Consider the following 25,822-nt stretch of genomic DNA (forward strand, 5'->3'; position numbering starts at 1 on the left):
CACTTCCCCAAAGGAGTTTTTCATATGAATATGCCAATGTGCTCGCGGTGCAAAAAGAACATCGCAGTGGTGTTTATCACCAAAATCGAAGGCCCGGATAAGACGACGCAGGAGGGGCTGTGCCTCAAGTGCGCACGCGAGCTGGGCGTCAAGCCGCTCGACAACATCATGGAACAAATGGGCATTACCGAGGATGACCTTGAGGCCCTTTCGAGTGAAATCGGATCGCTGTCCGACTTAAACGATCTGGTCACCGCCGGTGCGGACGGATCGGATGACGACGCGCCGCACGAAACCGACCCCATTTCCAATCCGCCTGCTCCTTCGTCACTGCCGCCGCAGCGGCCGCTGCGCGGCGGAGAAGGCGCGCGTACGCGCACGCAGGCCCCCCCGCGCGATGACAAAAAGCGCAAATACCTGAATAACTACTGCGAAAATCTCACGCGCAAGGCGGCAGAGGGCCGTATCGACCACATCGTCGGCCGTGACCGCGAGACCGACCGCGTCATCCAGATTCTCAACCGCCGTCAGAAGAACAACCCCTGTCTGATTGGCGAGCCGGGCGTCGGCAAGACGGCTGTTGCGGAAGGCTTGGCCGTGCGCATCAACGAGGGGCGCATCCCATTCAAGATGCGAAATAAGGAAGTGCATCTGCTCGACCTGACCGCACTTGTCGCGGGCACGCAGTTCCGCGGCCAGTTTGAGAGCCGCATGAAAGGCCTGATTGACGAGGTCAAAAAGCTCGGCAATATCATTCTTGTCATCGACGAGGTGCATAATATCGTCGGCGCGGGCGACTCGGAAGGCTCGATGAACGCCGCGAACATCTTAAAGCCCGCGCTTGCCCGCGGCGACATTCAAGTCATCGGCGCGACGACGCTCAAGGAGTACCGCAAGCACATTGAGAAGGACGCCGCGCTCGAGCGACGCTTCCAGCCGGTCTATATCGGGGAGCCGTCAGTCGCAGAGACGACCGAAATCCTCAAGGGCATCCGCTCGTACTATGAGACTTTCCACGGCGTACAGGTGCCGGACGATATCTGCCGCCGCGCTGCCGAGATGAGCGAGCGCTATATCACCGATCGTTTTCTGCCCGACAAGGCTATCGACCTTATCGATGAAGCATGCTCGCGGCTCAATCTGGATTCGCCGCAGCTGTCTGAAATCCCCGCCCTGCAAACCGAAATGGAGGGCCTGCAGACCCAGCTCGACCTGCTGACCCAGTCGAGCGCGCGCGACGAGCAGGAGGACACCTACGCCCGCATCGCATCCTGCCGTCAGCGGCTGCTGCAGGTCGAAAGCCGGCTGCACGAGCTGCTGTGCAAGCCTGCACCCACAGTCGACGAGCAAATGCTTGCCTCGGTCATTGAGCTGTGGACCGGCATCCCGGCCGCTAAGGTCGCAGCACAGGAATCCGCACGCCTGCGCGGCATGGAGGAGCGTCTGAAATCCCATGTCATTGGACAGGACGAAGCGGTCGACGCGGTTTGCGCATCCATCCGCCGCTCACGCGCGGGCATCAGCCCCAAGCGCAAGCCCGCGTCCTTCCTGTTCGTCGGCCCGACCGGCGTGGGCAAGACCGAACTGGTCAAGCAGCTCGCGCTCGACCTGTTCGACTCGCCGGATGCGCTGGTGCGGCTGGACATGTCGGAATATATGGAAAAGCACACGGTTTCTCGTCTGATCGGTTCGCCTCCGGGCTATGTCGGCTATGATGAGGCCGGTCAGCTGACGGAAAAAATCCGCCGCCGTCCGTACTCGGTCGTCCTGTTCGACGAAATCGAAAAGGCGCATCCGGATGTACTCAACGCACTGCTGCAAATCCTCGACGACGGCCGTCTGACCGACGCGCAGGGCCGCGTGGTCAGCTTTGAGAACACGGTTATTGTCATGACCTCCAACGCCGGTTCGCAGACCGGAGGCGCGCCTGCGGGCTTTGGCCGCACGGTCAGCCAGCAGAGCCGTGAGCGCGCAATGAAGGCGCTTGAGGACATCATGCGTCCTGAGTTCTTAAACCGCATCGACGAAATTATTGCCTTCAACCAGCTCACCGAAGCGGACTTCCGCTGCATCTCGGTTATCATGCTGGATGAGCTGCGTGACAATCTGGCCGACAAGGATATCCGCCTGACGTGGGACGACAGCCTGCTCGACTGGCTGGTCGAAAAATCCTTCTCGCTCAAATTCGGTGCGCGCAACCTGCGCCGCCTGATTGAAAAAGAGGTGGAAAACCCGCTGGCGACTGCCATCGTCACGGGCGAACAGCCGCTCAAGGGCGCATATCTGCGCGCCGAGGACGGCAAGCTCATCATCGACACGATTTAATACAATGCCGCCGGGTCAAGTGTCCGGCGGCAAATTTTTTCTTCTTCTCCGGGAACAATTCCCCGCCTCCGTGCATCCTTAGAGTGTCCGGACAACGAGACGAGGTGATACGATGGAAATGATATTAAGCCAGACACAGGATGACGCGCGTGAGCGCTTTGCCGCCGCCGTGACGGCGCATCGCCGCGCGATGTACCGCGCCGCCCGCGCGCTGCTTTCGAGCGATGCCGACACGGAGGATGCGGTGAGTGAAGCCATCTTGCGCGCGTGGCAGGCCTTCGGGCGGCTGCGCGACGAGAAAGCGCTCAAGAGCTGGCTGATTAAAATTACGGTCAACTGCGCCTACGAGCATCACCGCCGCGGCGCACACGTGACCTATACGGACGATTTGGAACCGCTCGCAGGCGGTGCGGAGGATAAGCACGACTTTACCCTGTGGGATGCAGTCTGCGCCCTGCCCGAGGACTACCGCGTAGCGACCGTACTGTTCTATTACGAGGATATGACGACTGCCGAGATTGCAAAAACGCTCGGCGTGCGCGAAGGGACGGTGCGCAGCCGCCTGTCCCGCGCGCGAAACCGTCTGCGCACGCTGCTGGAGGAGGAATGAGACATGACATTAGACGAGAAACTGAAGGCGCGCGCGCAGCGCGAGGACAGCCCGATTCCCAAGGGCTTTGACGAGCGCATGGACGCGCTCCTGCACGACCTGCCGGAGCAGGTGACTCCCATCAAAAAGCGCCGCGCACCGCGCACCGCCGTCTGCATCGGTATTGCCGCCGCGATGGTGGTTGGAGCGGCGGCCGCAGCGCCGACCGTGCTGGAAATGGCACGCAACGCCATCGGCTACTTTACGCAAAACAGCGGCTCAGAATATGCCGAATATCAGGGCAAGTATGAGAAATATAACGCTGCCGTCGGCATGAGCGACACCAACGGCGACCAGACGCTCACCATCGACAACCTTGCCGTGGATGACAGCTATATGCTGGTGTTCTACACACTGAAAAGCAAAACGCCGATCGAGCTGGCAGGAACAGATGATGAACCGCAAAGCTGGCGCACCAGCTGGACAGCACCCACCTTCTTTGCACAGGTCAATGGCAAGCAGCTTGACACGACCGGTGCGATTGAAAACGAAGCGACCATGCCGGACGAATACACGCTGACCGGCGTGCACCGCATCGTGCTGAAAGAAGCGCTGCCCGACCAGTTTGACCTTTTGCTTTACGACAGCGGTTCGAGTGATATCAATGACGCGAACTTCCAGTTTGCGATGTCGGTGGATAAAAGCACGGTCGCGGTCGAAACGCTGACCGTCGAACCGAAGCAGGATTTCACCGTCGATTTTTCCACAGAATATGACGGGCAAACCTTTCATATGCACTATAAACCGCGCATCGAGCGTGTGTCGATCTCGCCGTTCGGCTCGACAATCACACTGAGCGAACAGGCAGAGGACCCAATGACCAACTTTGTCCTGCGCGACGACAAGGGCAATTACCTGCCGGTCATCTCAAACGGCAGCGTCGGCGGTGGTATCAGCCGCGCAACCAACAGCTTTGAATTCCTCGGTGCCGATCTGAATACCAAGTCGGTCACGCTCATCCCCTGCATTGGTCAGTATCGCTTACACGAGGTCAAGGGTGCGCTGGACAGCCTGCCGCTGACCGATGACAGCACGGGCGGCTATACGCTCGAAAGTCTGGACGTTGGCGAGCACCGCGCCGTTGCAACGTTCTCTTTCCATGGCCCGATCACGGAAAGCAACGCGCAATTCTTCCTGCTGAATGCAGACGGCACGGAACTGGATGCCGACTGCTATATCGACTATGCGTATGATCGCGAAAACAGCCTGTGCATCACGACGATCGAATACCCCGACGCAACACCTGAGCAGATCGCGCAGCTCACCAGCGTATGCTTCTGGCAGCCGGACGACGATCTGGAATTGCTCGAAGATCAGGCGGTCACCATTAACCTGCAATAACGCAAAAAAGCCACCCGAAAACCAGCCTGAGACAGGAAAACAAAACTAAATCAATATGTTTCTAGGCAGCGGTCAAACAGGTTTTGTCAAACTTTCAAACTAAAAAGGCATAATCAAAGACAAAGGGATAGGTTTTCTCACATTCGAGATCACCTATCCCTTTTCTTTTTTAACAGGAGGTTTTATATTTCAAGAGTTTATCAGACAACTAAGCCACCACCTTGGTTGATGTCAGTTGATGCACTCGCGAATGTGAATAACATTGTAAACGCTAATAGAAAGCTAGTAAACCGTGTTAACAGTTTTCTATGAGCTGACATTACACATAAACCTCCTTTGTTATGGAATATAATTCATTTCGTTGCGGCGGTGCCCTTACTACCATTGCTTTATCACTTCCTATATCATAGATCAACCTACTACTTAGAATGTCTGATACCAACTATATATTCCCAGAACATCGTCATACTTACACTCAAAGAGTATTGTAGCGCCGGAATTTGGTTCTACAATATTACCATTGATGTCTACGCACTTACCAACATACTTTGCTGAGGCTGTTGGCATTTTACTCTGAACGTATGAAATGATTTTGCCCCATTCACCGTCCCAAAATATATAGTCTCCAATCTGCGTATAGGTGTTGCCTGCAGACATTCCGTCGTAGGTGTCAATTGCTCTGGTACCTACTTCAATAGTACGGTAAGAGCCGTCTGCTAAACGCTCCTTGATACCAAGATATATACCACCCTTTTGCCCATTACCATATCCAAGCACTCCAGTTATCGGGTCGCGAGTAACCTTAACACCGTTCAGAATATCGCCTTCTTTAGGATATACAGCATCGGTATACTCACCAATGTTACTGCAGTCCGGAAGAGGAGATAAACCTTCAGTGCCTTCGGGCTCCTCTGTATCTAAATTAACCTCTACTGCCTTGCGCTTGCTAGAATCTACTACTCGGTTAATAATTGCCGCAGCTTCCGCGCGGATGATAGTATCGTTTGGTTTGAACGTGCCGTATTTATCCGAACCGGTCAGGATGCCCGCATTATACAGCAGGAAAATCTCGTCGCTGTACTGTGTCTGCTCCTTTACGTCCGGCAGTGCTGTAACGTCGTTGATTGCCGTGTATTCGCTTTCCGGCAGCGCGTTTGCGAACAGATACGCCATCTGTGCGCGGGTCGCGTTCGCGTTATAGTCGGCAAATTCCGTGCCGGAGATCATACCGTTTTCCGTGGCGTAATTAACTGCGCCCTGATACCAAGCCCCCTCAGCAGCAGGAACTTCCGTGCCGTTGTGTCGTGCGTTCGTGCGTACTGCCATGGTCAGTGCTTCCGCAATAGTCAGCGTGCCGTCCGGGTCGAATCGGTTATCACCTACGCCGTTGATAATGCCGTATTCCTGCACCGCCTCAACGTCAGCAGCATACCACGCATTCTCCGGTACATCTGAAAACGCAGCAAACGCTGGAACGGTCAGCAGCGCAGCCACGCCCGCTGCCGTCAGACCTTTTACCCATCTTTTCATATTGCTATGCTCCTTTTCGTTTTGAAATTGCAATTCTATTGTAATCCACCATTTGCCATAATTCAATCATAAGTCAAGGACAGGTTTTCTCATATCAGAGATTTCCTGTCCTTTTACCCTATCCCTCTGTATTCTCCCCTTTACCAGTTGGACGGGTAGCTTTGTTTCCCGTCACAAACGGACAAGGGGCAGCGCAGGCCGCAGGCGGGAGCATAGGCCGCGCGCCCCGTTCCGTTGTAAGCGCCAGCTTTCCCGCCCGCCTGAGCGGGCAAGGTAGCCTAAAAGCCAGTATTACCTTTTAGGCTACTTTTGTAGCTTATAGCAAAGGCAGGAGAATTACAAAATCGGCAATGGCTATCGCACACAAGGATGTGATGGCTAAAATTCATCATCTCATTCGCAATGACCTAAAAACAGAAGCTATAAAATTTTATCCTCTTACAGACGGGCGGCGGGTTTTATAGTATACTATACATAACCTGTTTGTCCGTCTGTCAGATGGGAGGTAACATGAAACAGCCGGATAAATTTACTGCGCACACAGCGCAGAATCATACTACAATGAACCTTGACAATCCAATGCACCAACAGCCGCTTGCGCCCTTTCAGCGCGTGTCCAACGACGCACCGTTGAGCGAACAGGCCAAGACAGCCATCCAAAACACAGTGCTGCAATTCTATGTTCACAGCCAGCCACAAGAGGAAGCCGAGGGCATTACCGCATGTTACGAGCGTCTTTCCCAAGAAGATAAGCTGGACGGCGAGAGCAACAGCATCAGCAACCAAAAGCGTATTTTGGAAAAGTATTGCCGCGACCATGGCTATACCGCCATCCGGCACTATGATGAAGATGACGGCTATTCAGGGACGAACTTTAACCGCCCCGGCTTCCAGCGGATGCTTGCCGATATCAAGGCGGGCAAGATCAAGCGCGTTGTCGTTAAGGATATGAGCCGATTCGGGCGCAACTATCTGCAAGTCGGGATGTATACGGAAATGATGTTCCCAGAGTATGGCGTTCACTTTATCGCTGTCAATGACGGTGTGGACAGTGTGCGTGGGGACAGTGAGTTTACCGCCATCCGCAACGTATTTAACGAAATGTATGCCAAGGACACCAGCAAGAAAATCCGGGCAACATGGCAATCCAAAGGACGTTCCGGCGAACACCTTGCGACTATCCCTCCTTACGGGTATAGGAAAGACCCGGACAACAAAAAGAAGTGGGTTATTGACGAGCAAGCCGCAGCCGTTGTCCAGAAGATTTTTGCCTTGTGTGTTTCCGGCATGGGGCCGAGCCAGATCGCCCGGTGGCTGCAAGAGAACAAGGTATTGAATCCTGCCGCTTACGCACACGAAAAAGGGCTGCCTACCGCAAACAATCCCCCGGTTCATCCCTATAAATGGTCAAACGAGACGGTTTCTCGTATTCTGGAAAAGCTGGAATACTTAGGACATACGGTAAACTTCAAAACCCGCAAGCAATCGTTCAAAAGCAAGAAAAAGTTGTGGAACGACCCGTCCGAGTGGGTAATCTTTGAGAAGACCCAAGAACCGATCATTGAGGAAAGCGTGTTCCTGATTGTGCAGAAAATTCGGCAAGGCCGCTGCCGCCCCACCAGAATGGGTGACATGGGAATGTTCTCCGGCCTGCTGTTTTGTGCGGATTGCGGCGGTAAAATGTATCTGTGCCGGGCAAACCGTTACAAGCCGGAACAGGAATACTATCTTTGCTCTACTTACCGAAAAGACCGTGCTTTGTGCACAACACATTCTATCCGGCGCGTTGTCCTTGAGGAAATTGTACTGCGTAATTTACGTGAAGCGATTCAGTATGTGTCACAGTTTGAGGACGATTTTATCCAGCAGGCAGCAGACCAAAGTCTAAAGGAACAAAACAAGGAACTCGTACAGAAAAGAGATGACCTAAGCCGATCACAAAAACGCATTGCCGAACTGGATGTTATTATAAAGCGGCTGTATGAGGATAATATTTCCGGAAAACTCTCTGATGAGCGTTTTATTAAGCTATCCCGTGACTATGAGTTGGAACAAACGAACCTTACGAATATTGTCGAGACGCTTCGACAGGAAATCAAAAAGCAGGAACAGCAAAAAGTCAATGTTCGGCAGTTTATTGCGGCGGTTAGAAAGTATACCGATATGCAACAGCTCACCGCTTCTGTTCTTAGAGAGTTTATAGACCATATTGAAGTTTCACAGATGGATAAGCAAACGAAAACACGAGAAATCAAAATCGTTTATAATTTTATTGGTGCATTTGATTTTGAACACGCAATGACCAAAACAAAAACTGCTAAAACAAAAAAGAATGGTATAGCCGTTTGACTATACCATTCCTTACTTTGCTGTTTTCCTAACTCAACGCCGCTAACGGGTGGCTTTTTATATCGGATACCAGCAGACAGCAAAAAACAGCCGGTTTCCGGACCGGCTGTTTTCTCTTATGCCACAGACTGGAACTGGCTGGGGGCCTGCTCCTGCTGCTGATACAGCTGCGCGGCTTTCTCCTGCCGTGTGGTGGTGCGGGTGGTTCCGCCGGAAACGTAAACCCTGCCGCACTCGGGGCAGATAGCGGTATGAATCGTGACCGACTGGCTGACTACCTCCCGGCCTTCCCGCTGTGCCTTGGACTGCTCCCGGCTTACATGCTCCTGCTCATGACCTCGAACGGCGGAAGCTGCTGCCTCAGGCGCAATATTGGTTGGCGTTTTATACGAAACGCCGGGGTCATCCGAACCATCCTGATACTTGCGCTCCTTACAAGTCTGGCACTCGCTTTCCGCCATAACCTCCTGCGCAGACTTGGATTCCGACGCGGCCTGTCCTTCCGCCGCAGCAGCATCTTCGGATGCCGCCTGACCAGTCCCATCAGCATACTGAATACGGCCACGGACAGCCCATTCAACCGGGTCTACGCCCTCCCGCTGAGAAGGAAGCTGAGGGCCCGCCTGCTCCGGTACGGCCTGCGCCGTGTCCGGCTGTACCGAGGCCACCGCCGGCACAGGGGAAACTGCCGTGGTCTGCGCGGGGACGATGCCGTTGACCGGCTCCATGCTGCGCGCACCAGCCGCGCGGTCCAGATACGCAGACGAATACGCGGTGCTGCCGCCCAATCCTACCGCATTCCAACCAAACATGTTTCTCACCCTTTCCGTACATCATACGTTTTATTTGTACTCTCAGTTTACCGCATTGGGGCGCAATTCTCAAGCGTAATCTGCACAAAAAAGGAAAAATGTTTGACTGATGGACAAGCGTCTGTCACGCTTTGCCGAAGCGGAACCAGAAACGCGGCCCCGCGGGTGTATTCTCCGCGCCGCAGGCGTAGCCATGCAGGTCGAATACGGTTTTTGCAATCGACAGCCCCAATCCGTCACCCTGTTTGCTGCGTGCCGGATCAGCCTGATAATACGCCTCCCACAAGCGAGGCAGCGCTGCGGGAGGAATTGCCTCACCCGTGTTGATTACCGCGCACACGCCTTTCTCGATGCGCACGGTGATGCTTCCATCCGGCGGAGTGTGCTGCACCGCGTTCTCGAGCAATGCGTCGAGCGCACGGATAAGCAGCGCGCGGTTGGCCTCGGCCTCATCCGGGCCGTCCACTACAACCGACGTGTGCAGACGGCTGTCCGGCGGGACGGCAGCATCCAGCCGCTCACGCGCAAGGGCGGAGAGAGACACCTGCTCACGCCGCAAGGCTTTCACACCCGCCTCCAGCCGGGACAGCTCCAACATATGCCGCACGCTGCCGTCCATGCGCTGCGCCTGCTGCCGGATGACATCCAGATAGTGCGTGCGCTTATCCTGCGCCATGTCGTCGGAGAGCAGCTCGGCGATCGCGGACAGCACGGACAGCGGCGTTTTCAGCTCGTGCGCGAGCGCGGCGGTTGTGTCGCGGCGCGCCTGCTCAACACGCTCCTGCTTGCGCCAGACGCGCAGCAGGGCAAAGGCCAGAATAGCGGACATGGCCAGCATCGCCAGCAGGCTCATTCCGTAAACCGGCTTCAGCTCATCCATCGCGTCGCGCAGCGGATAGTACGACCAGATGTAAACCATAGAATAATCCGTCGGTTCCATGGTGACTATATCCTGTCCGAGATATCTGCCAACCTCCACATAATAATGGAAAATCGTACTGTCCTCATCCCATGCGCCGATAACAAAGTTCATGTCCTCCACACCTTCGGCCAATGTCATCATACGCGCACGCATCTGTTCCAATTCTGCAGAATCCCGCGCCTTGACGTAACCCGAAACACCGTCCTCCACATCAAACCCCGATAACGTGAAATTATCGGGGATATGACCCATCAGACATTCAAACGGCTGGTCGTTCCAGAACAGGCCGCCGGTGTCGATATCCGGCTGGCGCTCCATCAGCACGGTTTCGCCCTCCAGTTCGGTTTCCATAATTCCGCCGTCCTCGAGAATATGATACTCGGATGTGGTGTAGGTCAGCCGATAGGGGATAAACATGCCGTTGTCCTGCCAGCCCTGGTAATACAGCTTGTGATAGGTATTACCGGTTTTCACCGGATACGCCTTGCGGCTTTCCTGCTCTAACCGGATAAGCTGAAACACCTCTTCCTCGGTCAGCCAACGCTCCAAATCGATATATAACCCGCCAAGGTTATAATAATTTCCCGATGACACAAGCAGATTGCGCTCTTTGTCAAAAATACCGACCATTGTTAACGGTTGCGTTTCCTTGTTGCAAATATAATACTGCATCCTGCCGTAGCCGATCTCCCCTTGCTCCGTTTCGTAATTGGCTGCATCCAGCAGCTCATCATAGTCACCATAGGTTTCGCGCGCCTCGTCCAGCTTGCGCTGCGCCGTCATATAGGTGAACAGCCCCATCACCGCCAGATAAAACGCCAGAAATCCCGCGCCCACGCGCCAGAAAAAGCTCCAGAAATTCCTATGCTTGCTTTTCATCTCCGTCCACCTCCAATTTGTGGCCCTGCTTGACCACGGTTTTGATGCAACCCGCGTGCGCGCCAAGCGCTTTCCGCAGCTTTTTGATATGGCTGTCCACAACGCGGTCCGTACCGTCAAAATCCCATCCCCACGCGAGATTTAACAGCTCGTCACGCGTCAGCACGCGGTTTTTGCGCTCCATCAGCGCCCGCAGCAATGCAAATTCCTTGGGCGGCAGCGCGACCGGCTGCCCGCCTGCTGTCACCGTGCCGCGCGCGGGGTCAAGAACAAGCGCACCCGCCGCCAGCATGTCCCCCTGCGTCAGCCCCTTCGCGCGGCGCAGCAGCGCCTGTGCCTTGGCGTACAGCACCGCCAGCGAAAACGGCTTGACGACATAGTCATCCGCGCCAAGGCCATAGCCGTGCAGCTTGTCCTGCTCGTCCTCACGTGCCGTGACGAACAGAATAGGTACATCGCCCCGCTGCCGCGCCGCACGGCACAACGCAAAGCCATCCGTTCCCGGCAGCATCACGTCGAGCAGCAGCAAATCGAACGCACGCTGTTCGATTAAAGCAAGTGCGGCATCACCGTCCGGCGCTGCCACCACCGTCATCGCGCCGCCGCTCTTTTCGGTAAAATAGTCGGCAACCACCTCGCGCATGGCAGGCTCATCCTCCGCCAGCAAAATTGTGTAGCCCACGCTGCATCCCCCCCCTTTGTGCTTTCAGTATACCATGCCCTTATGCCCTTTTGATGACGTACAAACTGCTTTCCGAAAATTTCCGGTTCAGCCCAAAAATTTTTCACAAAAGAAAATAAAAAATCTGTTGACAAAATCCGCATTCGTTGTTATACTATTTAAGCGTCAGAAAAACCCGCGGGTGTAGTTCAATGGTAGAATGTCAGCCTTCCAAGCTGAACACGTGGGTTCGATTCCCATCACCCGCTCCACTTCTTCCAGGCATCGGGTTGCCGGAATTGATATGCGCCAGTAGCTCAGCCGGATAGAGCAACTGCCTTCTAAGCAGTAGGCCGGGGGTTCGAATCCCTCCTGGCGTGCCAAATTCCGCTAGCGAAACAAAATATGGTGGGTATAGCTCAGTTGGTTAGAGCATCGGATTGTGGTTCCGAGGGTCGAGGGTTCGAGTCCCTTTACCCACCCCATATGACCCTATGACGCGCTGCCTACCGCAGCGCGTTATGCTTAGGGTACGGCCTGTTTTTTGATTCAACGGATACAGGGGCGTCGCCAAGCGGTAAGGCATCGGCCTTTGACGCCGACATTCGCTGGTTCGAATCCAGCCGTCCCTGCCATTGTTTCTTCTTTGCACCGGATTCGAAAGGCGGCTCTTGCAAACAATCCGGTGGATTGTTTGAACCGCCGTGGCTTTTCCGCAGAAAAGCGAATCCAGCCGTCCCTGCCATATCTATTCGAGCAAATCCGGCATCCATGACACAACCCAATATGACCCAGTAGCTCAGTCGGCAGAGCACCTGCCTTTTAAGCAGGGTGTCCGGGGTTCGAATCCCCGCTGGGTCACCAGAACAAAAGCCTGCGCAATCCTTTGGATTGTGCAGGCTTTTTTCTTTTTCATGCACTTTTTCGAAATTTTAAAGTCTTGCTTGTTTTCACAAAACCTCATGTCGCTTCGTGCATATCGTGTCTTAATTACACGCGTCGTTCCACTCCGTGCCTATGCATTCCTATGCATATATGCACCAGACTGTTATAGTTTTACCGAGCTTATCACGCATTCATTTGCTGATACACATGCTCTAAAGCAACGCTTACTGATTCACTAAGTGCCGGTGTAACATGGGTATAAACACCAAGAGTTGTATTCACACTCGTGTGACCGAGTTGGCTCTGAACCACTTTTGGATTCATTCCCGCTTCTACCAACATGGTAGCAAAGGTATGGCGATAGCTATGCAAATTTAGATGGCATGCTTTTAGTCCGTTTCGCTCGAGACAATGATAATATACTGCGCGAAATCCTGTGTATGTATATGGTTTTCTTGTCTTCCGATTGGTAAAAACGAAGCTATCCAGACGAATCAGCCAACATCCATACCTCTCGTCTTTCCGCCCACGTCGCCTGATTTTTGGCAACTTGACGCCTACAGCAGGATTTCCCTGCATCAGACCGAGCTGATTTGCCAAGTCAAACGACTGCATCAAGATGCCGCGAACGCCGCGAACTGTACGCGCCGCGTAATTATCCACCATCACCAGCCTATTAAATCAACGTCTGCACAGCAAGCGCATTCACTCGACTAAGTATAACGCCACCAATATTGTGACACCAGCGCAAAGCCGGTACTTTCATCTATCGCAAGGAGAAAAAAGCTTACTGTTCGCGTTTTGCTTTGAGTGCGGCGATGTTAGCATCAACGCGTTTTTTGCTCAGCGGATAGATAAAGATCAGCGCGAGTGCAAGCAGGATAAAGCCGCCAGCTGGTACAATGCAGGTGATGTTATAGATGCCATCTACCACGTTTTGGTCGAATTGGGTCGCGGCAGAGTATCCGATTAAAGACAGCAGACCACCGGTCAGTCCGGAGGACGCCGCCTGTCCCAACTTGCGTGCAAAGGAATAAGTAGCGTAGATGGTGCCGTCCGCACGCTTGCCAGTACGGACCTCGGCATCATCAATAACGTCGGTGATCATTGCCCAGCAGGAGACGTTGAAAAACGCGATGCCAAGAAAGGCTATCAGGTTGATCACAACGAACAGCACAACATTATCCGTGTGCAGTATGTAGCCGACAATCAGCGCCGCGGCACCTAACAGCGCGCCGAAAATAGAAAGCTCTTTTTTGCCGAATTTCTGCACCAGTGGCGGCATAACAGCAGCCAGCGCGATGGTCAGCACGCTGGTTCCCAGATTAGATGCTGAGATCGCTGCGCTGGAACGGAAATAATTGGGGTAAATATACTGTGCCATGCTAGAAAGACTCAATTGGGCGAGCAACAGCATGATAGCGGCGACGATGATGCCGATCAGGGCACGGTTGGTGAGCAAATACTTGAGCAGGGCGAGCAAATTAAACTTCTCGGTTTCCTGTTCTATTTTGACGCGCTCAGTGGTCATCTTATAGCAAATCAAATAGCAGATGACCGCACCAATCGAACACCCCAAAGCCGCAAAGCCCATTCGGCTGCCCGAAAGCACGCTATTGCCGGCGGCATCAGTATAATAGACGATCAGCGGCAGCACCACGCCAATGACCGTACTGGCCAGCGTCGCGCCGATAGTACGCCAACTGGAAAGCTCCTGCCGGTCCTTTGCCTCAGCTGAAATTGCCGAGGCCATCGAGCCATAAGGGATATTGATGCTGGTGTAGAACACAGAGCCCCACAGAATATAGGTAGCAAACATCCAGACGACCTTGAAGGTCATCGACATGTTCTCAAGCCAAAAGGCATACATCAGAAACGACGCTACGGCCACCGGGCCGCACATGCGGCGCAGCCACGGGACGAACTTGCCCTTGGCAGTGGGTCGGCTGCGGTCACAGATCTGCCCCATGGTCACATCAGTAATCGCGTCGATGAAACGCGCTACCGTCATCAGGATGCCAACGATATAGGGCGCGATCCCCATAACATCGGTATAAAACTTCATCAGATAGACGGAAGAAAGCAGGAAGGTGAAATCATTGCCGAAATCACCGAACATATACCCTACCTTATCCCGAATACCAAACGGCCGTGCTTTGGTCTTTTCGCTCATTTACATTACCTCTCTTTCTCTTTCGGGCAGGGCGCCCGGCAGCAGGGAGACGCTTAACCCCGGTGCGGTGCGGTTTATGCCTTGTGTTCCTCTGGAAGCGTGGTCCAACGGCTACGGAAGTAAAAGGCGGCATCCTTGGGCTGGCGCTGGCGGGTGAATACACCCTTCTTGTTGCCATTGACACGCATGATGCCCTCGGTGGTCTGGAAATCGGCAAAGTTCCAAACCAGCTCACCCTGCACGAAATCATAGTCGTCGAAAACGCGGTGGTTCATTCCAAGGTATTCCACCTGATACTCCTGGCTCCACATCACGCTAGGCAGCTTGTGCTCGCTCGGCATAGTGTCCGCGCCATATTCGGTGAAGATCATCGGACGGCCGTTAAGCACCTCTCTCCAGCCATCCATCTCCTTGCGGAAGGCCTGCTCACTGTCGCTGATGGCGTAACCGCCCTGCACATACCAGCCGTAGTAACGGTTCAGGCTGATGAAATCGGCGAACTGCTGGCCCTTGGAGGTCTCCGGCAGGCTGGTCATCACGACCGCATAGGTGCGCGGACGCTTTTGCACGTCCAGCTCATGCGCAAGATCGAACAGCGGTTTGAAGTAGGCTTCAGTGCCCTCGCTCGTGCACTGCGGCTCGTTGAGGATGCTCCATGCGATGACCGAGGCGTGGTTCTTGTCGCGCGTTATCATCTCGGTGAGCGCCTGCTTGTGGTTTTCCAGCAGCTGGGGAGTGGTCTCCTTTTCAAAATAGCCCACCTGCTTACCGGTGCCCTGATTGGCAGCGACGAAGTTCATGAGGCTTTCCAGAAAGCCTACCGCGGGCACCTCGTCGATGATCAAGAAGCCCTCCTCGTCGGCCATCTGGTACAGCTCCTCGGCGTAAGGATAGTGGCTGGTGCGGAAGCAGTTCGCACCGATCCACTTCATGCACTCGTAGTCGCGCTTGACCGTGACCAGATCAAGGCCGCGGCCGCGCAGGTCAGCATCCTCATGCTTTCCGAAGCCCCGCAGATAAATCGGCTTGCCATTGAGCAGGAAACGGCCGTTCTCAATGGCAAAGGTGCGAACACCAATCTTTTCCATATATTCATCCACTACGCTTGCGCCGTCCATGATGCGGATGACAAAGGTATACAAATAGGCGTTGTGCACACCCCATAGGTGGACGTTCGGAATGTGCAGCGTGCCTTCCTTGCCTGTGCACGCGGCAACCTTGGCACCGTCCGCATCCAGCACTTCGACCACACAGTCGTGCGCGCCTGTGGTGCGGACGGTATAGTCTACCTCAGCGTCCGCGCCGTCCAGCCGGTGGTTGACCGAGAAATCCACCACCTGCTCGCCGGGCAGGCAGAGCAGCTTGACCGGGCGCTGCAAGCCCGCATAGTTGTAGAAATCGAAGTAGGGCGCGGCCATTTTGCGGCCGTTTGCCAGCGTAGTGGTGCGTCCGGCGGGCAGCATATACTCGTTCAGCTCGTTGTTGAGCAGCACTGCCAGTTTGTTATACTGGTTGTAGCGCACAATCTCACTGACCTCGGCGTTGAAAGGAAGGAAACCACCCTCATGCGCGGCAACCTCAACACCGTTGACAAACACGCGGGCGCGGTGGGTGGCCGAGCCGAAGCGGATGGTCACATCGCGGCCCAGCCACTCGCCGGGCACGAAGAAATCGGTCTCATACCAAAAGTCACCGCAGTATTCACGGCTTTCCTTGTCGGTAAACAGATCACAGAAGGAGGATGGCACCGGCATGGAGACCGGAGCGGGCAGGCCGTTGGCCCAGCCTTGCGCAAGTCCGACGCTTTCGGGATCGAACTGGAACTTCCACATACCGTCCAAGCTCACAGCGCGGCGGCTAGCAGAATCGATTGGATAAAGCAGCGATTGTTTCATAAGAATGGCCTCCTGACAATTTGGTTCTGAAAGCGTACCCTGATATCCGGCGCGCTTTTTCTAACTCCGTTATTATCCCTTGCGCAGACATCAAAATGTTAGAATAATCCTGATGTCAGAAGCAACGAAAAGCTCCTTTATTTTTTGTATTACTTGAATAAAATATTGTTTTTATTTTTGTTGTTATTTACCATATTGTCTAATTTTGCGCTTGCCCGTCCATAGATTGTCTGCTACAATGAAAAAAACAGAGCGAACGGAGGAAGCATAGCTGTGCAGCTTGATTTTCTGAACATACTCCGCAAATTGACAGCGGAACAGAACCTGCAGGTAACGCTGGTGCGTCCACCGTTTGATGGACTGGAACACTGTGATTACGGGCTCCGCAAGGCGCTGGATCCGGCGTTTGACTGGCAGGCACTTGGACAGCTCATAGTGGCGATAGTCAAGGAGAACACCCTTTTTTTAGGCGAAGACGTATTTAACCTGCACTTCGCCTCTTTCCGACTGCCGGACGAGCCGGACACGGTCTGTTTGATCGGGCCGTGGACGCACGGTGAACGTACCGCTGCGCAGTCACGCGCAGTGGAGCAAATGCTCGGTCCCGAGGCAGCCGCCGCCGTGCAGGAGTATTACAACGGTGTGCGCATCCTCCGGCCGGAATGGCTTTCCGAGGTGTTTGTCCCGCTGGTTTCCAGCATTTTCCCCGACAGTGATTTCTGCATCCGTGAGGATCTGGAGTTTCTGCCGCTCAACTTCGAGCCAGATATACGCTATTTCAACGAACCAACCTTTACGCAGGAGATTCCCGCCGCGATGCTGGAGCGGCGCTATGCCGCCGAGGAACAAATGCTCACCGCGATCAGCAAAGGCGACCACGAAGACGCCCTTCGCAGCAAGAACGCATTGACATGCTTCCAGATCAAGGGGCGCTTCACCGATACGCCCTATCAGATCAGGACCAAAATGACTATACTGAACACGCTGTTACGCAAGGCCATTCAGAGCAGTATGATCCATCCTTTCTATATTGACCAGATATCCTCCCGCTATGCCCGGCTGATCGAAAACATGGATGTGCGGGATGACGACCGGCTGACCGTCCAAATGCTGCGCGAATACTGCGCATATGTGCAGCGATACTCGCTCAAGGCGTACTCCCCGCTGGTGCAGAAGGTCATCAACCACATCAACCTCAATCTGGGCGACGATCTCTCGATCGGTCGGCTAGCCGATCTATGCTTTATCAGCCCGGGCTATCTATCCACTCTATTCAAGCGCGAAACAGGTGTGACACTCGTCAGCTACATCAATTCCCAGCGGATCGACCGTGCGGCTCATCTTCTAACCAGCACCCAACTCAGCATTGCAGCCATTGCTGAGCAGGTCGGCATTACCGATGTCAACTATTTCACCAAGCTGTTCAAAAAAGCTATGCACATAACCCCCTCCCGTTTCCGTTGCAACCGCGCGCGCCAAAAATAATGCCCGGTGCGTCCGACAGTTCGAAATAGGTTCGCTGCAGCAGTGCGCGCCCGCACGAACGGCAGCATTCACCTTGCAGCCGAGGATGCGCAGTCCGGCGCAGACAAGTCAACCCGCCTCCCCTTCCGATTTGCGAAAAAGACGCATTTTTTAAAATCTACTGTTTAATCAGGGAATGGAATTGGGTACTGCCGTACTTGCTCTCCACGCGCCTGACCGTGATCTTATTGTTTTGACCCGTCTGGCTTTCCGCTTTCTGAAAACGCAAGAATCATTCTGACCAAACCTGCACACAAAGATGTAGAACGCGTTTTGGTGGCTTCAGCGCGGACGATTTCAGTCAAGATTTCATTGTTTATTTTTAACAAATATTGTCCCATGTTTTATTGCACTTTGAACAGTTTATGTATTGTTTTTTTGTATGGAACGATCTAAAATGAGAGTGTGGTTAAAAAAAGCCACATCATCAAAATGATACACAATATACGAAATGGAGGCATCCCGACATGAAAAAGAAGAATTCCTACTTGCAAAATCTGGGTGCAGTCGCATATGCTATGAACCGATCCACCAGCGTGGGGCCTATCACCTCCGCTGACCGTGATTTCATGAAGGCACTACACGATATTTTCAAATAAGCCGCAAGGCTTGTAAGCACCGCTCCATCGCAGCCCAGCATACGGTCAAGTCGTTTGCTCCAGACAATGCACTTTTTCCAAACAGACCCGGGAAAACAGACACTATTAACGACCCGCGATCTTGCGGTTAGACGAAGAGGTGTCGCGAAAGCGGCGCCTCTTTGTTTTTACGGAATGTTCCCTTGTCTGAAAAAATGTGAATAGACAAGCGTGTTTTCCACAACCCCATACGCTTTCAAGCCTTGAAGGCGGCGTAAACAACCCTATCATATTCTTCTGCATTATCAACTGTCCAAAAAGGCTGTTCGGCATAATTTTTATCCATTTCACTGATTCTAACGATCTTTTCGCTGAATTTTGCAAGGCTGAACTCCATGCCCGGGCTTTCCGCATCCAGCAGCAGACCCACCCGCGGATCAGCCGCAGGGCCTCCCGGAACGGCGTTTCAAAGTCAGTTCCGCCGTGCATGCCATCAGCGCCAGTTCACCGGAGAGCATCTCCTTCATGCGCCCCAGCTGGCGAGTGATGCCTTGCAGCATAGGGTTATTCCGGACACAATCGAGCAGAGCCTGATTGTGTTCCACCTGCTGCGCTGCATTTGGACTATTCTCGCTCCAACACTGTGTCACGCATGTCGGCCTGCACAGCCTGCTGGTAAGCACGTGCCGCCTCCATGGCCGCAAACGCATTGCCTTTGCAAAGGTTGCGTAGTTGCAAAAAGTCGTCCTCCAGATAATACGGTGCGCTGGCGCAAAATCCATATCTCCCAGCCGCGTCGGACGGGTACTTCTATCCGTACGCTTCGTGGACTGATAAGACTTAGAGAAGTCAAACAGCGGCGAGTACAACACCTGATCCAGAGAGAAAAAGCGATATTTCATAGCAAACCTCCCATCAGCAAGGAGGAAAAGCAGGGCAAATGCCCTGCGCGCTGTCCTGATACCGTACCTCTAACAATCTGTTTTCCCTCACATTCGATTTTCCTCCGTTCTTTTTGGAATTTGCACTAAAAAAGACCATACAGCCCCATAAATGGGTGTTCTGTATGGTCTCATGCTTTTTATCAGGTTACAAAGTTAGGTTACAGCTCGGATAGGCAGACTACCCCCGGGCGGGATACGATGACAACACATTACTTTGACCTGCATTCGTATATAGCATAGCGCAGAAAAGTAAAAAGATATAGTTGAAGTTTTGTCTGGTCAGGAAAGGAAACATATTTACTTGCCGACTGTCTTTTTTCCTGCTATATCATTAAAAATGGCGCTTTCCCAGCTATTCAGCCATAGGAAAGCGCCACTTTTATGCAATATTTTTGTTACGGACTGCTGATATAGCCACTTCAATCATTAAATCTCGTATCCTGCCATATAGCCTTCTAAAATAGCATGCAGGCCGTTGCGAACCTGTTTGGAATCACCGATCACGCGCACCGGAATACCAAGCTCCTTGACCTCCGCTTCCAGCGTGTTGACCGGCTTTGAACCTGCTGCAACCACCACATGATCCACTTCTTCCAGAACAATCTTCTTGCCCTTGCGCTCCAGCGTGACCGTTCCTTCACCGATTTCACAGACTTTCGAATCGGTGTAAACCTGAATGCCATTCTCCTTGATGCCCTGTCGGAGCATCAGCATCGTTTCACGCTCACAACCGATCAAAATATCTTCACGCATTTCCACGATGGTGACATTGCTGCCGAACCAAGCAATATATTCTGCCGTTTCCACGCCAACCGAGCCGCCGCCCAGCACAACCACATTTTTACCGCAGCGTACATTCTGCTGCAGCACATCATTCGCCTGCACAACATGAGGCATATCATGACCCGGAATATTGGGAATAAACGGTTTGCAGCCTGTTGCCACAATCACTTCATCCGGCTGATGTTGTGCTATCATTTCCTTTGTCAGTTCAGTGTTCAGCTCGATTTTTACATGCAGCTTTGCGAGTTCATGCTTCTGCCAACCGACGAAGGTGAGCAGTTCCGACTTGTAAAGCGGCAGCGCAGCAATCAGCCAGGTACCGCCCAATTTATCTGACTTTTCAAACAAAGTGACATCATGTCCTCTTTGTGCCGCAACAATAGCAGCTTCGCAACCGGCCACACCGCCTCCAGCAATAAAAATCTTTTTCCGCTTTGCAACCGGGTTAGGCTTTAATTCAAATTCGCGATCCAATTCCGGATTGACAAGGCAATGGCAGTTTTCGCCGCGCATGTTTCCGCCAATGCAGGCCTGCACACAACCGATGCAGTAGCGAATATCTTCGATTCTGCCTTCCTGTACCTTTTTGGGGAAATCCGGATCGGCCAGAGAGGCGCGGCCCATGCCTACCATATCCGCCTTGCCAGTCAGGAGCACAGTTTCCGCCAGACATGCCTCATTGATGCGGCCGGCAGTCAATACGGGGATATTCACTACTTTCTTGATCTCCTCGGAGGCATCAACGAAAGCACAGTTATCCACCTGCATCGGTTCCACAATGTTATAGGAAACCGTGAAAATGCCCTGTGAGCAGTCGATGGCATCTACCCCTGCCTGCTCCAATTTCTTTACAATGACACGGGTTTCTCCCATTGAAATACCGCCCGGGACGAATTCGCGGGTGGACAGGCGTACTAGAATCGGAAAGTCCGGTCCTACCTTTTCACGCGTGTCTTTAATGATCTCCAGCAGAAACCTCATTCTGTTTTCCAGGCATCCGCCATATTCATCTGTCCGCTTATTGGAATACTTGGACAGGAAATTGGAAATCAAGTAGCCATGTGCCGCATAAATCTCCACGGCATCAAATCCGGCCTTTTTCAGATTCCGCGCGGTATCGCCATATTGAGAAACGATTTCCTTGATCTCTGCAACCGTGAGTTCCCGAGGTTTCTTCTCTCCGGCAACATCCATATAAGGCGATGGCGCAACAAGATTTTCATCGGAAACGGCAATATATGTCTCACGCCCTGAGTGGCTGATTTGCGCACCGATTTTTGCACCGGCTGCATGCACGCGCCGGGTCAATTCCTTATGGCTTTCGATCAGCTCATCATTCCAGATGCCCAGCATCCGAGGGAAAAATCCCACATACGGAGCAACGCCAAAATACTCCGTGATGATAAAGCCCCAGCCGCCCTGCGCTTTACGTTCATGGTACGCAATAAATTGTTCGGTAGACGCACCTTCCGGTGTGGCCGTCAAGGTGGACATTGCAGGCACAAACAAACGGTTTTTCAGTTCCATCGAACCAATCTTGATGGGTTCAAATAATTTTTCGTACATAAGAAACCTCCCAAAATTAAATCGTGCTCTAAATCGTGATTTAATTTTATGCTATTGTTAAAACATTGTCAAGCCGCAACTTCCACATGTTTTTGGCCCCATATCTGTGCATAACAAATAAAAACCGCTGCGACCTATTCCGTCGCAGCGGTATATGGAATCAGAAACGTTGTCAAACATTTCCTCACTTCACCTACAATATCGAATTTTGCTTGGCTGATGCACCAGTTGAAGGTAACGCCGTTAAAAATATAAGCATACATGTGAATCATCCGCTCAATGTCTGCATCCGATTTTAATAGATTTTGCGCTTTTGCCTTTGTCAGATATTCTCTTCCCAAGCGTAATAGCGGTGTAAAAGAATATTCCTGCTCAGGACTGCCCGGATCGGGAAATAGACTGTAATTATTGGGAGAATAGAATGCGCTGACAAACTTCAGGCCTTTATCGATATTATATTTTGCGCAGCAGCAAAAAATATCTATGCTTTTCTCTATCGGATTCATGGCCTGAAATTCTTCAGAATGTGTCACATAGTATTCATCCATATATTTTATGAAATCATGCGTCAGATAAAAACACAAAAAGTTTTCTTTTGTTTTGAACAGGTTGTAAAACGACCCATAAGAAACGCCGGATACCGTGCATAGATTCCGGATGGTAACCGTATTATAATCATACTTCTCAATAATCTGATGCATTGCATTGAGCAGTTTCTCTCTGTTTTGCTGATTATTGAAATCACGCTTAGAAATATTGAGTTCTTTCATATTTTTCCTCGAAATTTGCTCATGCGAAAAACTAAGATTCCCTCTGTTTACATGTGTCCCCGTTGCTTGGGCAACACTTTTTTGCTTTGTATTCAAACGATTCGCCCTATGCGAACCACCCTTTTCGGTTTTGTTGTGTTTTATTTTACTATATTTTAGGGAAGAAAACAAGAACGTCATCCTAATCGTGCGAAGAAACATTCAGATCGATCACGATAAATGCAATGGCTATGGATGTATATATGAAAAGACAGCCAAATCATATTGACGACAGCGGAATATCTATTCTCTATCATATGGCAACCAGATAAAATCTAAATTAATACTGCTTTGATCTGAGCCATTTTGGCCTCGTTAGATTCAGGTGATACAGCTTTGTATTTCCTGTATCTGGACGAAATCTTTGGCGCACAAAATTATCAATAAATATTTTAGCTATGCAAATTTGCGATAAGAGCCACAGACTATCCACTCAAGCAGTGGTAGTCTGTGGCTCTTTCTTTATTCTTTAATGTTTTTGAGCGACTTGCTTCAGGCAAAACCAGGACCCTTTTGTATCGAGCAGTCCTGCTTTTTTTAATTTGCTGATTTCTGCCGACATGGCGGTGCGCTCCACACCTAAATAATCCGCTAGGGCTTGCCGATCGCAGGGAATGACAAACTCTGCGCTTCCTTGCTGTTTTGCCTGATCAAAAAGATAAGCCAGCAGCTTGTCTTTTGTGGTTTTTTGAGACATATACCGTACCTTTTGTGTGAATGCTAAGTTTTTTTGCGCCAAACCCTTTAAGAGGTTCTGGATTAACAGACTGTGAAAGTGGCAGGTGTGAGCGCACATGGTCAGTATGCTCCGACAGTTCAGGAGAAGCACCTCACTGTCCTTGATTGCAAACACACTGACAGGCATGCTGTCCAATCCTGCGCAGGAAAAGGCCTCTCCAAAGGATTCTCCAGGCTGCAAAATGGATAACACACTCCTGTTTCCATAGTAATCATCCTGAACCACCTGTACGCCGCCGGAGAGAACAACACCCACCAGTTGTGCAGGATCACCCTCCAAAAAGACAGGGTCTCCTTTGGGAACCGCTATAAATTTCGCGCCAAGGCATGCCATCATTGCCTGCAAGTCCTCCTGCCCAATTCCGTAAAACAGAGGGCATTGGAATAGAATCGAAAAATATTTTTCCATAAATACCTCCGATGTTGGAATTCCAACAACTGTTTTTTTCTTATTATAGTAAAATGCAAACGTAAGGTCAAGCACGTCAGTTTTGAGGAGGAATGACATTGATGGGCCAGACTATCAGATTTTTGTAGAGGCAAATTTTCTGGTGAATTTGTACGAGCAGCAAACCTCGTCAGATGGGATAACAAACACATTGGATCGTATTTTCAAGAAGCAAATGGGGTCAAGGTTGTGCGAAATCCTATTTGCAGTGAATAAGTCTCAGGAAACCGTATGAAACTGAATGCAGACAAGGAGGCATCATCATGAATGTGAAAATGAAAAACATCAGCCAGGCAGAGGTACTGGTTTTGAAGGACCAAATCGCCTATCAGGAAGGCCAGGTGGTCAGCAAGACCCTGGCCCAGAACGATGCCCTGAGCATCACCCTGTTCTCCTTTGCCAAGAGTGAGGAAATCAGTACCCACGAATCCGGCGGCGACGCTTTTGTTACCTGCCTGGACGGAGTGGGTAAAATCACCATCGACGGTGTCGATTACCTTCTCCACGAAGGTGAGTCCATTGTTATGCCCGCTGGGCATCCCCACGCGGTGTATGGAGAAGAAGCGTTCAAGATGCTGCTGGTTGTTGTATTTTAAGAAGAGGAGCGATGAATATGAAAGCAGTTGTAGATCAGAATACCTGCATCGGATGCAGCCTTTGCTGTGGAATGTGCGACGCAGTGTTTCGCATGAATGACGATGGAAAGGCCGAAGCCTACCAAGCGGCAACCGAGGAAAATCAAGGCGATGTGCAAAGCGCCATTGACTCCTGCCCCGTATCGGCAATCAGTTGGGAGGACTAAAAATTGAAAAAGCAAGTAAAAAATAATGTCAGCTGGGTGGGCTACATTGATTGGGAATTGGAGAAATTTCACGGCGATGAATACTCCATTCTCAACGGCTCCAGCCAGAACGCCTATCTGATTCAGGAGGGAAAAACGGTTCTGATCGATACCGTTTGGGCGCCTCATCAGTTTGAATTTGTGGAAAACCTGAAGCAGGAAATCGACCTCAAGCAGATCGACTATATCGTGGTCAACCACGGTGAGATCGACCATTCCGGCGCGCTTCCCGCTCTAATGGCGGAAATTCCCGACACGCCCATCTACTGCACAGCCAACGCGGTGAAGAGTCTGGAAGGTCAGTTTGGCCAGCGCGGCTGGAACTTTCAGGTTGTCAAAACTGGTGACACGCTGGACATCGGCAACGGTAAGCAGCTGGTATTCGTGGAAATGCGGATGCTGCACTGGCCGGATTCCATGGCGACATACATGACCGGCGACAATATTTTGTTTTCCAACGACGCCTTTGGTCAGCACTTTGCGGTTGAAGAAATGTTCAATGACAAGGCCAATCAGTGCCTTCTCATGAAGGAAGCAATGAAATATTATGCCAATATCCTCAACCCCTTCTCCCCGCTGGTGGCAAAAAAGATCGACGAGATCGTTGGGCTGAACCTTCCCATTGACATCATCGCCCCCAGTCACGGTGCGATTTGGCGGGACAACCCCTTGCAGATCGTGGAACAATATGCAAAATGGGCAGACAGCTATCAGGAAAACCAAGTGACCATCGCCTATGATACCATGTGGGAGGGTACTGCAAAGATCGCCCACGAAATTGCCCGTGAGATCGCAAAGCAAAGTCCTGATACCGTGGTCAAGTTGTTCAACATCGCCAAGGCGGACAAAAACGAGATCATGACTGAGGTCTTTAAATCCAAGGCCATTGCGGTGGGGTCTCCTACGGTTGGAAACGACATTCTGTCCAGTGTGGCTGGTTGGCTGGCATTTCTGAAGTCGCTCAAATTTAAGAAGAAAAAGGCGGCGGCGTTTGGCTGCTATGGATGGAGCGGTGAAAGTGTTAAGCTCCTGAAAGAGAAGTTGGCCGACGCCGGATTCTCCGTCGTGGACGGAGAGGTAAAATCCCAGTGGAATCCTGACCAGAGTGATTTTGCAAAAATTCCCGAACTGGTTCATCAACTAATCGATTAATTTTTGAAAGGCGGTTTT

21 protein-coding genes and 5 tRNA genes are annotated in these 25,822 nt (G+C 52.0%); 14 read left to right on the forward strand and 12 right to left on the reverse strand.

The annotated features are described in order from the left end of the window. The first annotated feature begins 24 nt into the window (after positions 1-24). From ACESSO_RS04910 to ACESSO_RS04920, 3 genes are all read left to right on the forward strand, one after another. Positions 25-2,325 (forward strand): ATP-dependent Clp protease ATP-binding subunit, encoded by a 2,301-nt coding sequence (locus tag ACESSO_RS04910; protein WP_373163923.1) that lies wholly within the window; start codon positions 25-27, stop codon positions 2,323-2,325. Positions 2,326-2,437: 112 nt separating this feature from the next. Beyond that, positions 2,438-2,935: an RNA polymerase sigma factor gene (locus ACESSO_RS04915; RefSeq protein ID WP_373163924.1), complete on the forward strand. Its 498-nt coding sequence runs from the start codon at positions 2,438-2,440 to the stop codon at positions 2,933-2,935. Between the two features lie 3 nt (positions 2,936-2,938). After that, positions 2,939-4,315, forward strand: a complete 1,377-nt coding sequence (locus ACESSO_RS04920; RefSeq protein WP_373163925.1) for a DUF4179 domain-containing protein — start codon at positions 2,939-2,941, stop codon at positions 4,313-4,315. 423 nt (positions 4,316-4,738) lie between these two features. On the opposite strand, the gene ACESSO_RS04925 is transcribed toward ACESSO_RS04920, so the two are convergent. Next, on the reverse strand, positions 4,739-5,845 hold the full coding sequence (locus tag ACESSO_RS04925) for an S-layer homology domain-containing protein (RefSeq protein ID WP_373163926.1): 1,107 nt from the start codon (positions 5,843-5,845) through the stop codon (positions 4,739-4,741). A gap of 510 nt (positions 5,846-6,355) precedes the next feature. On the opposite strand from ACESSO_RS04925, the gene ACESSO_RS04930 reads away from it, so the two are divergent. Next, a complete protein-coding gene (locus ACESSO_RS04930) occupies positions 6,356-8,194 on the forward strand; it encodes a recombinase family protein (RefSeq protein ID WP_373163927.1) in 1,839 nt (612 codons plus the stop codon). A gap of 116 nt (positions 8,195-8,310) precedes the next feature. On the opposite strand, the gene ACESSO_RS04935 is transcribed toward ACESSO_RS04930, so the two are convergent. From ACESSO_RS04935 to ACESSO_RS04945, 3 genes are all read right to left on the reverse strand, one after another. Beyond that, complete coding sequence (locus tag ACESSO_RS04935) at positions 8,311-9,006, reverse strand: hypothetical protein (protein ID WP_373163928.1); 696 nt, start codon at positions 9,004-9,006, stop codon at positions 8,311-8,313. Between the two features lie 124 nt (positions 9,007-9,130). After that, the gene (locus ACESSO_RS04940; protein WP_373163929.1) at positions 9,131-10,807 is read right to left on the reverse strand and encodes a sensor histidine kinase; all 1,677 of its coding nucleotides are present in this window, start codon (positions 10,805-10,807) and stop codon (positions 9,131-9,133) included. Further along, positions 10,791-11,489 (reverse strand): response regulator transcription factor, encoded by a 699-nt coding sequence (locus ACESSO_RS04945; protein ID WP_373163930.1) that lies wholly within the window; start codon positions 11,487-11,489, stop codon positions 10,791-10,793. Before ACESSO_RS04945 ends, ACESSO_RS04940 begins: the two co-directional genes overlap by 17 nt. 177 nt (positions 11,490-11,666) lie before the next feature. Here ACESSO_RS04945 and ACESSO_RS04950 point away from each other — a divergent pair. The 5 genes from ACESSO_RS04950 to ACESSO_RS04970 all read left to right on the forward strand — a co-directional run bounded on the left by ACESSO_RS04950 (position 11,667) and on the right by ACESSO_RS04970 (position 12,332). Continuing rightward, positions 11,667-11,740, forward strand: a tRNA-Gly gene (locus ACESSO_RS04950). A 34-nt stretch (positions 11,741-11,774) separates the two neighbouring features. Next, a tRNA-Arg gene (locus tag ACESSO_RS04955) sits at positions 11,775-11,851 on the forward strand. A gap of 25 nt (positions 11,852-11,876) precedes the next feature. Then, positions 11,877-11,953, forward strand: a tRNA-His gene (locus tag ACESSO_RS04960). Between the two features lie 75 nt (positions 11,954-12,028). Further along, positions 12,029-12,103: transfer RNA gene (locus ACESSO_RS04965), tRNA-Gln, on the forward strand. A 153-nt stretch (positions 12,104-12,256) separates the two neighbouring features. Beyond that, a tRNA-Lys gene (locus ACESSO_RS04970) sits at positions 12,257-12,332 on the forward strand. Positions 12,333-12,536: 204 nt separating this feature from the next. On the opposite strand, the gene ACESSO_RS04975 is transcribed toward ACESSO_RS04970, so the two are convergent. The 3 genes from ACESSO_RS04975 to uidA all read right to left on the reverse strand — a co-directional run bounded on the left by ACESSO_RS04975 (position 12,537) and on the right by uidA (position 16,421). Beyond that, positions 12,537-13,019, reverse strand: coding sequence for a tyrosine-type recombinase/integrase (locus ACESSO_RS04975; protein WP_373163994.1), 483 nt, complete (start codon positions 13,017-13,019; stop codon positions 12,537-12,539). Between the two features lie 121 nt (positions 13,020-13,140). Further along, on the reverse strand, positions 13,141-14,526 hold the full coding sequence (locus tag ACESSO_RS04980; protein ID WP_373163931.1) for an MFS transporter: 1,386 nt from the start codon (positions 14,524-14,526) through the stop codon (positions 13,141-13,143). 74 nt (positions 14,527-14,600) lie between these two features. After that, complete coding sequence (uidA, locus tag ACESSO_RS04985) at positions 14,601-16,421, reverse strand: beta-glucuronidase (protein WP_373163932.1); 1,821 nt, start codon at positions 16,419-16,421, stop codon at positions 14,601-14,603. A gap of 273 nt (positions 16,422-16,694) precedes the next feature. Here uidA and ACESSO_RS04990 point away from each other — a divergent pair, with 273 nt between their 5' ends. Both ACESSO_RS04990 and ACESSO_RS04995 read left to right on the forward strand, forming a co-directional pair. Next, a complete protein-coding gene (locus ACESSO_RS04990; protein ID WP_373163933.1) occupies positions 16,695-17,906 on the forward strand; it encodes a helix-turn-helix transcriptional regulator in 1,212 nt (403 codons plus the stop codon). A 506-nt stretch (positions 17,907-18,412) separates the two neighbouring features. Next, a complete protein-coding gene (locus tag ACESSO_RS04995; RefSeq protein WP_373163934.1) occupies positions 18,413-18,544 on the forward strand; it encodes a hypothetical protein in 132 nt (43 codons plus the stop codon). A gap of 235 nt (positions 18,545-18,779) precedes the next feature. Here the strand turns inward: ACESSO_RS04995 and ACESSO_RS05000 are convergent, their stop codons facing one another. The 5 genes from ACESSO_RS05000 to ACESSO_RS05020 all read right to left on the reverse strand — a co-directional run bounded on the left by ACESSO_RS05000 (position 18,780) and on the right by ACESSO_RS05020 (position 23,772). Next, the gene (locus ACESSO_RS05000) at positions 18,780-18,953 is read right to left on the reverse strand and encodes a hypothetical protein (RefSeq protein WP_373163935.1); all 174 of its coding nucleotides are present in this window, start codon (positions 18,951-18,953) and stop codon (positions 18,780-18,782) included. 7 nt (positions 18,954-18,960) lie between these two features. Continuing rightward, complete coding sequence (locus ACESSO_RS05005; protein WP_373163936.1) at positions 18,961-19,425, reverse strand: hypothetical protein; 465 nt, start codon at positions 19,423-19,425, stop codon at positions 18,961-18,963. A gap of 468 nt (positions 19,426-19,893) precedes the next feature. Continuing rightward, a complete protein-coding gene (locus ACESSO_RS05010; RefSeq protein ID WP_373163937.1) occupies positions 19,894-21,816 on the reverse strand; it encodes an FAD-dependent oxidoreductase in 1,923 nt (640 codons plus the stop codon). A 134-nt stretch (positions 21,817-21,950) separates the two neighbouring features. After that, positions 21,951-22,682 (reverse strand): TetR/AcrR family transcriptional regulator, encoded by a 732-nt coding sequence (locus ACESSO_RS05015; protein ID WP_373163938.1) that lies wholly within the window; start codon positions 22,680-22,682, stop codon positions 21,951-21,953. A gap of 412 nt (positions 22,683-23,094) precedes the next feature. Next, entirely contained in the window at positions 23,095-23,772 is a 678-nt protein-coding gene (locus ACESSO_RS05020) for a Crp/Fnr family transcriptional regulator (RefSeq protein ID WP_373163939.1), read from the reverse strand. 302 nt (positions 23,773-24,074) lie between these two features. Between ACESSO_RS05020 and ACESSO_RS05025 the strand changes: the two genes are divergently transcribed. From ACESSO_RS05025 to ACESSO_RS05035, 3 genes are read left to right on the forward strand one after another with little or no spacing between them, the layout of a single operon-like run. Further along, entirely contained in the window at positions 24,075-24,407 is a 333-nt protein-coding gene (locus ACESSO_RS05025; protein ID WP_373163940.1) for a cupin domain-containing protein, read from the forward strand. 17 nt (positions 24,408-24,424) lie between these two features. Beyond that, positions 24,425-24,613, forward strand: a complete 189-nt coding sequence (locus ACESSO_RS05030) for a ferredoxin (RefSeq protein ID WP_373163941.1) — start codon at positions 24,425-24,427, stop codon at positions 24,611-24,613. A gap of 3 nt (positions 24,614-24,616) precedes the next feature. Next, positions 24,617-25,804 carry an MBL fold metallo-hydrolase gene (locus ACESSO_RS05035; protein ID WP_373163942.1) on the forward strand — a complete coding sequence of 396 codons (1,188 nt, stop codon included), beginning with the start codon at positions 24,617-24,619 and terminating at the stop codon, positions 25,802-25,804. The last annotated feature ends 18 nt before the right edge of the window (positions 25,805-25,822 follow it).

The organism is Agathobaculum sp. Marseille-P7918 (genome assembly GCF_964248325.1).
GTDB lineage: Bacteria > Bacillota > Clostridia > Oscillospirales > Butyricicoccaceae > Agathobaculum.

Excerpts from the sequence above, each read along its gene's own strand:
- ACESSO_RS04915 (WP_373163924.1), top strand. The coding sequence starts at position 2,438 with ATGGAAATGATATTAAGCCAGACACAGGATGACGCGCGTGAGCGCTTT.
- ACESSO_RS04935 (WP_373163928.1), bottom strand. The coding sequence starts at position 9,006 with ATGTTTGGTTGGAATGCGGTAGGATTGGGCGGCAGCACCGCGTATTCG.
- ACESSO_RS04920 (WP_373163925.1), top strand. The coding sequence starts at position 2,939 with ATGACATTAGACGAGAAACTGAAGGCGCGCGCGCAGCGCGAGGACAGC.
- ACESSO_RS04995 (WP_373163934.1), top strand. The coding sequence starts at position 18,413 with ATGAAAAAGAAGAATTCCTACTTGCAAAATCTGGGTGCAGTCGCATAT.
- uidA (WP_373163932.1), bottom strand. The coding sequence starts at position 16,421 with ATGAAACAATCGCTGCTTTATCCAATCGATTCTGCTAGCCGCCGCGCT.
- ACESSO_RS04925 (WP_373163926.1), bottom strand. The coding sequence starts at position 5,845 with ATGAAAAGATGGGTAAAAGGTCTGACGGCAGCGGGCGTGGCTGCGCTG.
- ACESSO_RS05025 (WP_373163940.1), top strand. The coding sequence starts at position 24,075 with ATGAATGTGAAAATGAAAAACATCAGCCAGGCAGAGGTACTGGTTTTG.
- ACESSO_RS05010 (WP_373163937.1), bottom strand. The coding sequence starts at position 21,816 with ATGTACGAAAAATTATTTGAACCCATCAAGATTGGTTCGATGGAACTG.
- ACESSO_RS04940 (WP_373163929.1), bottom strand. The coding sequence starts at position 10,807 with ATGAAAAGCAAGCATAGGAATTTCTGGAGCTTTTTCTGGCGCGTGGGC.
- ACESSO_RS04930 (WP_373163927.1), top strand. The coding sequence starts at position 6,356 with ATGAAACAGCCGGATAAATTTACTGCGCACACAGCGCAGAATCATACT.
- ACESSO_RS04980 (WP_373163931.1), bottom strand. The coding sequence starts at position 14,526 with ATGAGCGAAAAGACCAAAGCACGGCCGTTTGGTATTCGGGATAAGGTA.
- ACESSO_RS05030 (WP_373163941.1), top strand. The coding sequence starts at position 24,425 with ATGAAAGCAGTTGTAGATCAGAATACCTGCATCGGATGCAGCCTTTGC.
- ACESSO_RS04910 (WP_373163923.1), top strand. The coding sequence starts at position 25 with ATGAATATGCCAATGTGCTCGCGGTGCAAAAAGAACATCGCAGTGGTG.
- ACESSO_RS04975 (WP_373163994.1), bottom strand. The coding sequence starts at position 13,019 with ATGGTGGATAATTACGCGGCGCGTACAGTTCGCGGCGTTCGCGGCATC.
- ACESSO_RS05005 (WP_373163936.1), bottom strand. The coding sequence starts at position 19,425 with ATGAAATATCGCTTTTTCTCTCTGGATCAGGTGTTGTACTCGCCGCTG.
- ACESSO_RS05020 (WP_373163939.1), bottom strand. The coding sequence starts at position 23,772 with ATGGAAAAATATTTTTCGATTCTATTCCAATGCCCTCTGTTTTACGGA.